The organism is Streptomyces sp. 2A115 (genome assembly GCF_052245575.1).
GTDB lineage: Bacteria > Actinomycetota > Actinomycetes > Streptomycetales > Streptomycetaceae > Streptomyces.
In genome coordinates, this window is sequence record NZ_JBQQCG010000173.1 from 1 (window position 1) to 6,755 (window position 6,755).

Genomic DNA, 6,755 nt, shown 5'->3' on the forward strand with positions numbered 1-6,755 from the left:
CGGCGACCGCGCCCGCGCCGCCCGCGCATACGCCCGCCGCACCCAGAGCACCGCCGACTGAGTTCGGCCACCCCGCCCCGCCGACGGTTCGCGAGAGCCGCACCGGGGCGCGGCTTCGCACACCCTCAAGCCCCGGTATGGACGGCACACCTCGCCCTCCATCCGGCCATTCCCTCACGATCAACGAAGGACCATCGCCTCACACGACGGCCACATTCACCCGGCTGACCACCGGCTACGACAGCCAAGACACCCGGAACACCGACCGCGACGGCCGAGAGAAGCCGTGGCACGTCGCCTCGACCGTCTCCCTCCTGCGCGACGGCGACACGATCGTCGTCGGCCCCAGCATGGTCGAGGACCGCAAGCTCATCCTCGACCCGCTCGCCACCGCCGGAATCAGCCCCGAGCAGGTGACCGACGTGGTCTTCGGCCTGTCTATCTCCTCGAAGGCGATCTCCACGACCTGACCCTGGATCAGACTCTCCGCGCCGGAGACTTCGCTGCCGTGCCCACGGGCATGGAACACGGCCCGTATCGGACAACCGGAGGCCGCGTGATGCTGGAGATCCGCTACCGGCCGTAGCTGCTCAGGCGGGAGACCGGACACGGATGAACCCCAGGTGCCGCGTGACCGTTTCTTTTGAGGGCGTCGGCCATACGCGGGCGCCGGCCCGACAAGAGAGAGGCCTTCATGGACTACACCGGCACGACGGCACTGGTCACGGGAGCCAGCTCGGGCATCGGAACCGAATTCGCCCGGAGGCTGGCAAGCCGGGGCGCGGACGTGGTGCTCGTTGCTCGCAGGGAGGAGAGGATGACCACACTGTCGTCCGAGCTGGCGGAGTTTCATGGCGTCAAGGCAACCGTCATCCCCGCTGATCTGTCCGTGCCGGGCGCCGGTACGAAGTTGGCCCGGCAGATCGAGGACCGGGGCATCACCGTCGGCACTCTGGTCAACAATGCAGGCGCCGGGAGCCATGGTCGGTTCGCGGATGCCGAACTGTCACGCCTGACGGCCGAGATCCAGCTCAACATCGCCTCACTGGTCGAGCTGACGCATCACTTCCTGCCCGGCATGATCAGTGAGGGCACTGGAACAGTCGTCAACGTGGCCAGTGTGACCGCCTGTCTGCCGGTGCCGCGGCTGGCCGTCTACGCGGCGACGAAGACGTTCGTGCTGCATTTCACTGAGGCGCTGTGGTACGAGACGAAGGACACGGGCGTCAACGTTCTGAGCCTTTCGCCCGGACCCACCGAGACGGGCTTTTACGAGGCCTCGGGTGCCCCCGGAGGCGCGAGCTTCCAGACTCCCGCGCAGGTCGTCGACACCGCCTTCCGCGTTCTCGACGGATCCCGCCGCCCGCCCGGCGCGATATCGGGCAGGCAGAACCGCTTCCTCGCCGGCCTGACGGCTTGCCTCACCCGTAAAGCACGGATTCACCTGGCCGCCCGGTTCATAGCCTGAGACGGCGTTCGATGTAGACGAATTGCCGTTTATTTCCTAGTAGGTTCCTCGCCAGGTGGATGTGGTCTCGTCCGTTGTGCGCATGGCGAGGTTGTCGATCGAGGCGAGGTGGATCATGGCTTGGGAGCTGGCGGGCAGGGTCTCGTAGTTGCGGGCGAGACGGCGATGCATCATGATCCATCCGGTTGGGTCGGCCGCGTGGCGAGTGGCCGCCTTTGAGTCAGGATCAGCGCAAGAACGCTTCTTCCAGTCCCCGAAGCAGTCAGCGGAGCAAAGGATCGCGTGGTCGGTACGAGATGACACCGAACCCGATCACCGCGACTGGTGACGTAGACACCTCTGCACAGGAGATCTGCCGGAAGCCTGGCCAAGGCTGATCGCTCCACCCTCGATCGCACGGAGAGTTGGAGAGCTTCCTCGGCCGCTTCCAGTTCCCTGATGCGGTCGGCGACATCTGCGGGGTTCGGCAGGGTGTCCGGATCGGGGCAGTAATGGATGTGCGCGTCGAGGGTTCCCGGACCGGCCATGGTGACCAGCAGCTACAGTCGCTGGGCCGCATCCGTGGTCAGAGGCGGCAGTTGCTCCGGCTGGGCGGGCAGGGGCGGCAGCCACTTGTAGTCGGCTGTGCCGCGCTCGACTGCCTGCACGATCTCGTCGAGCCGACCGCGATATCCCGGCGCGATCTCGCGCACCGCCCGCAGGCGCTCCCGTAGCTTGGCCTGTTCCGCCATGGGCTGGTGTCGCTGGGTCTGCTGGTCCTCGATACGCTGCTGCAGCTGTCGGGATTCGTGGTCGCGCTCAGGTGGGCCAGAGCACCGAGCGACTGTCACAGATCGGTACTGCCGCCCTGCCAATGGTCGCGCTGCCTGCCGAATCTCAAGGCAGGCGACCCCGAACCGACCGTCGACGAGATCTACAGCGGGCGCCAGCGGATCGCTCTGGAGCGGACCAACGCCCTCGAGCAGTTCCCGAAACTGAAGGCACGTATACGCCGCGCCGGCTCGCGCTGAGCCGCGACCGCACGCCAAGCCCGTCGCCCGCGCCCCCGCCGACGGGGCGCGGGCGACGCTCTGTGTAAAGGTCAGCGCCGGCCGACGGATCGGCCGGTCACGATCATCTCGAGTCGACGGTCAGCCTCGTTCGACCACAGCGAGCGGCGACGAGCGTCACCCCAAGGTCGCTGCCGCAGACAGCGGCGTACCACGGTCGTGGTACAGGCAGTGACCGCCGTAGGGCGACGCCAAAGCCGGCCCTCCTGCAAGAACCTTGAGGCCTGGAACAACCCGGAGGTGGCTGGTGATCGAGGTGAACAACCTCAGCAAGCGGTACGGCGACAAGCTCGCGGTCGACGCGCTGAGCTTCAACGTGCGTCCTGGAGTGGTGACGGGCTTTCTCGGGCCCAACGGGGCGGGCAAGTCGACGACGATGCGGATGGTCATGGGTCTTGACCGCCCGTCGTCCGGCACCGTCCGCGTCAACGGCCGCCCCTACGAGGAGCACAGGGCCCCGCTGGAGGAGATCGGGGCGTTGCTGGAGGCGAAGTCGATCCACCCTGGACGCTCGGCGTATCACCACCTGCTCGCGCTGGCGGCGAGCAGCGGCATCGGCAAGCGGCGGGTGCTGGAAGTGATCGACATGGTCGGCCTGACGGAGGTGGCCCACAAGCGGGCGGGCGGCTTCTCTCTGGGCATGGGGCAGCGGCTGGGCATCGCCTCGGCACTGCTCGGCGACCCGCAGATCGTCATGCTGGACGAGCCGGTCAACGGCCTCGACCCCGAAGGCGTGCTGTGGATCCGCAACCTCCTGAAGGACCTCGCGGACCAGGGGCGCACCGTCTTCGTGTCCTCCCACCTGATGACCGAGATGGCGTTGATCGCCGAGGACCTCATCGTGATCGGGCGCGGCCGGCTGCTGTCCGCGGGGCCGCTCGCCGACTTCATCGCCCAGTCCGCCGGCCGGAGCGTACGGGTGCAGTCGCCGCAGGCCGCGTCCCTGCGTGACCTGCTGGTGGGTGACGGCGTCTCGGTCAGCAGCAGCCGGCCAGGCGTGCTGGACGTCCAGGGGCTGGAGGCCGCCGAGATCGGCGAACGCGCCGCGGCCGCCGGGCTGGTGCTCCACGAGTTGTTCGTTCAGGAGGCCTCGCTGGAGGAGGCGTTCATGGAGCTGACCCGCGACTCGGTCGAATACCAAGCCACCACCACCGAGTTCGCCACCGCGGGAAGGACGAACCGATGAGCACCACCGCCCTCGGCACACAGGACGCACAGAAGACGACCGGGACCGCCGGCCGGCATGCGGGCGGTCAACGGGTCACGTTCCCGCGGGTCGTCCACATGGAATGGATCAAACTGCGGTCGCTGCGCTCGACGCTCTACACGCTGGCGATCACCGTGGCCCTGGTCATCGGCTTCGGGCTGCTGTTCAGCAGTGTGGTCGGCTCCGGAGATGGCCCGGGAGAAGACGATTTCGGTGACCCGACCTCGATCAGCCTGGGCGGGGTGATGCTCGCCGCGCTGGCCGTCGCGGTGCTCGGGGTGCTGATGAGCGCCGGCGAATACGCCACCGGATCCATCCGCGCCACGCTGGCCGCGGTCCCCTCACGCCTGCCGGTGTTGTGGGGCAAGGTGACCGTCTTCGCCGTGGTGAGCTTCGTGCTCATGTTCGTCGCGGTCCTGGGGGCCTTCCTGGCGGGTCAGTCGGTCCTGTCATCCCGCGGTCTGGACACCACAGCGCTGTCCGATCCAGGGGTGTTCCGGGCGCTTGTCGGCGCGGCGGTCTACCTCACCGGAGCCGGGCTGATCGGACTGGCGGTCGGCGTCCTGCTGCGCAACACCGCCGGAGCGATCACCCTCGTGGTGGGCGCGCTGTTCGTGGTGCCCGGCCTGGTCCAGCTGCTGCCGAGCAGCTGGAACGACGCCATCGGCCCGTACCTGCCGTCGAATGCGGCGAACGCGGTCATGACGGTGCGGACGGCAAGTGACTCGCTGTCATCCGGGGCCGGGCTCGCGGTGTTCGCCGGCTACATCGTCGTGCTCCTGGCAGGCGCGGCCGTACTGTTCAAGCAACGCGACGCGTGACCCCGGTTGCCGCGGTCACGCCGTCAACACGCTCGTACGCCTTCAGGCGTGAGGACAGTCGGCCGCATCTGTCCGAAACCGAGGATCTGTACTGAGGACCTGCACTAAGGAACGGTGAAGCAGTGATCGGACCGGCGTCGCTGCAACGGGTCACCGGCGCTCACCCGCGCCTGCTGGACGCCGCTCTCGCCACCCTCGTGGGCGGTATCGGCCTGCTGCCCCTGCTGTTCGGACGGTGGCCCGACGGCGTACAGCCGTCGGGCGCCGACGCCGTCGCCGCGGCGGCCGCGTTCCTGCTTCTGCTGGCCCGCCGCCGCGCACCGCTGCCCGTCCTGGCGCTGACAGTGCTCGGGGAGGTGGCCTTCACCGTCCTCGCGTCGTATCCGTCGCGGGTGCTGAAGGTCGCCGCGTTGATCGCGGTCTACACCGTGGCCCGAACGGTCTGCCGGCGGATCGCCTTGATCGCCGTCTCGGCCACGGCCCTCTCCCTGTACGCGGTCATCACCTATGCGACGGATTCGGCCGCCGGCCCGGAGGCCGGTGCCGTGTTCGCCTGGACCGGGATGTTCGCCGCCGTCGGGGCCACCGTACGCACCTGGCACGACTACGCCGCCGCGATGGAGGAGCGAGCGCTGCGGGCGGAGGCGAGCAAGGAGGAAGAGGCCCGCCGCCGGGTCGCCGAAGAGCGGCTGCGCATCGCGCGGGAACTCCATGACGTGATCGCCCACCACATCGCCCTGATCACCATTCAGGCAGGGGTCGCCGGTCACTTCCTGCGAGGCCGGCCGGATCAGGCCGAGGTGGCGCTCGGTCACATCCGCGACGCCGGCCGCACGGTCCTGGACGAACTGGGCCCGCTGCTGCACGTACTGCGCCAGTCCGGCGACGAGACGACGGACGAGACGCAGCCGACCGAACCCGTGCCCGGACTGTCCCGCCTCGGAGGGCTCCTCGAATCGCTGACCGCCGCCGGGCTGAGCGTCCGCCATCGGCAGGCCGGCCACCCGTGCCCCCTGCCGACCGCCATCGACCTGACCGCCTACCGCGTCGTCCAGGAGGGACTGACCAACGCGCACAAGCACGGCACGACCGCCGAGGCGGACCTGCTCGTCGACTACGGGCCCGACGCACTGCGCATCCGGATCACCAACCCCCTGGCCTCCGGCCCGTACCCGGAGTCGGCCGCGCTGGGCACCGGGCACGGGCTGACCGGCATGCGCGAACGAGCCCAGGCGGTCGGCGGCAGTCTCCATGCCGGCGCGGACGCCGACGGTCGTTTTCGTCTCACTGTGCGTCTACCGCTGCCCGCGGCCGGACCACCGACCGACAACCGCACGTCAGACTGGTCGGGCACGGCCCTGCCCGCGACCGCCGCCAAGGGAAGGCAGGGATGAGCATCCGCGTTCTGCTCGCCGACGACCAGGACCTCGTCCGCACCAGCTTCCGCATGCTCATCGAGTCGGAGCCGGACCTGGAGGTCGTCGGCGAGGCGGCGACGGGCGAAGAGGCGGTCGCGCTGGCCCGCAGCACCCGTGCCGACGTCGTACTGATGGACATCCGGATGCCCGACATGGACGGCCTCGCCGCCACGCGCGCCATCTCCGCGGACGAAGACCTCGCGGGCGTACGGGTGCTGATCCTGACCACCTTCGAAGCCGACGAGCACGTCTTCCACGCACTGCGTGCCGGGGCCAGCGGGTTCCTCGGAAAAAGCGTGGAACTCTCCTACCTCCTCGACGCCATCCGGCTCGTCGCCCGCGGAGAGGCGCTGCTGTCACCCAGGGCGACCAGGACACTCATCGCCCACTACCTGGCCTCACCGGACAGGACGAGCACTCCGACCCCCGAGCTGACACCCTTGACCGACCGCGAGCGCCAAGTGCTCCATTTCGTGGCCGCCGGCCTCTCCAACGACGCCATCGCCGAACAGCTCCACATCTCGCCCTCGACCGCCAAGACCCACGTGAACCGCATCATGACCAAGCTCGGCGTCCGCGACCGCGCCCAACTCGTCGTGATCGCCTACCAGAACGGTTACGCCCACCCCGGCGCATGACCGACCGCACACTGCGGGTCTACCATGGGGAGTGTCATGAATTAGGTGGGAACTTCACCAGAAGGGACACCTGATGACGATCCAGAAGGCTCACTCTCTCGAGACGGTGGGCGGCGTGTCGCTTGCCGTCGAGGGGACGGCCGCGGACGGTGCG

General features: G+C 68.8%; 7 protein-coding genes and 2 pseudogenes. 7 read left to right on the forward strand and 2 right to left on the reverse strand.

What is annotated here, in order from left to right; genetic code table 11:
* Both ACTWQR_RS54945 and ACTWQR_RS54950 read left to right on the forward strand, forming a co-directional pair.
* Nucleotides 1-470 (forward strand): annotated as a pseudogene (locus ACTWQR_RS54945) (hypothetical protein); the annotation flags it as partial.
* Between the two features lie 224 nt (nt 471-694).
* Nucleotides 695-1,468, forward strand: coding sequence for an SDR family NAD(P)-dependent oxidoreductase (locus tag ACTWQR_RS54950; RefSeq protein ID WP_443234882.1), 774 nt, complete (start codon nt 695-697; stop codon nt 1,466-1,468).
* Nucleotides 1,469-1,504: 36 nt separating this feature from the next.
* Here the strand turns inward: ACTWQR_RS54950 and ACTWQR_RS54955 are convergent.
* Together ACTWQR_RS54955 and ACTWQR_RS54960 are read right to left on the reverse strand one after the other, a co-directional pair.
* Nucleotides 1,505-1,651, reverse strand: a pseudogene (locus tag ACTWQR_RS54955) (IS5/IS1182 family transposase); the annotation flags it as partial.
* Between the two features lie 356 nt (nt 1,652-2,007).
* On the reverse strand, nt 2,008-2,199 hold the full coding sequence (locus ACTWQR_RS54960) for a hypothetical protein (RefSeq protein ID WP_443234883.1): 192 nt from the start codon (nt 2,197-2,199) through the stop codon (nt 2,008-2,010).
* Between the two features lie 6 nt (nt 2,200-2,205).
* Here ACTWQR_RS54960 and ACTWQR_RS54965 point away from each other — a divergent pair, with 6 nt between their 5' ends.
* The 5 genes from ACTWQR_RS54965 to ACTWQR_RS54985 all read left to right on the forward strand — a co-directional run bounded on the left by ACTWQR_RS54965 (nt 2,206) and on the right by ACTWQR_RS54985 (nt 6,601).
* Nucleotides 2,206-2,478, forward strand: coding sequence for a hypothetical protein (locus tag ACTWQR_RS54965; RefSeq protein ID WP_443234884.1), 273 nt, complete (start codon nt 2,206-2,208; stop codon nt 2,476-2,478).
* Nucleotides 2,479-2,764: 286 nt separating this feature from the next.
* Nucleotides 2,765-3,703, forward strand: coding sequence for an ATP-binding cassette domain-containing protein (locus tag ACTWQR_RS54970; protein ID WP_443234885.1), 939 nt, complete (start codon nt 2,765-2,767; stop codon nt 3,701-3,703).
* Nucleotides 3,700-4,545 carry an ABC transporter permease subunit gene (locus ACTWQR_RS54975; RefSeq protein ID WP_443234886.1) on the forward strand — a complete coding sequence of 282 codons (846 nt, stop codon included), beginning with the start codon at nt 3,700-3,702 and terminating at the stop codon, nt 4,543-4,545. The genes ACTWQR_RS54970 and ACTWQR_RS54975 overlap by 4 nt, the downstream gene beginning before the upstream one ends.
* 122 nt (nt 4,546-4,667) lie before the next feature.
* Nucleotides 4,668-5,939 (forward strand): sensor histidine kinase, encoded by a 1,272-nt coding sequence (locus tag ACTWQR_RS54980; RefSeq protein ID WP_443234887.1) that lies wholly within the window; start codon nt 4,668-4,670, stop codon nt 5,937-5,939.
* Complete coding sequence (locus tag ACTWQR_RS54985; protein WP_443234888.1) at nt 5,936-6,601, forward strand: response regulator; 666 nt, start codon at nt 5,936-5,938, stop codon at nt 6,599-6,601. Before ACTWQR_RS54980 ends, ACTWQR_RS54985 begins: the two co-directional genes overlap by 4 nt.
* Nucleotides 6,602-6,755: the final 154 nt, after the last annotated feature.

Bases quoted from the DNA above. Each gene is read 5' to 3' on its own strand.
- ACTWQR_RS54960 (WP_443234883.1), bottom strand. From the start codon at position 2,199: ATGGCGGAACAGGCCAAGCTACGGGAGCGCCTGCGGGCGGTGCGCGAG.
- ACTWQR_RS54950 (WP_443234882.1), top strand. From the start codon at position 695: ATGGACTACACCGGCACGACGGCACTGGTCACGGGAGCCAGCTCGGGC.
- ACTWQR_RS54985 (WP_443234888.1), top strand. From the start codon at position 5,936: ATGAGCATCCGCGTTCTGCTCGCCGACGACCAGGACCTCGTCCGCACC.
- ACTWQR_RS54975 (WP_443234886.1), top strand. From the start codon at position 3,700: ATGAGCACCACCGCCCTCGGCACACAGGACGCACAGAAGACGACCGGG.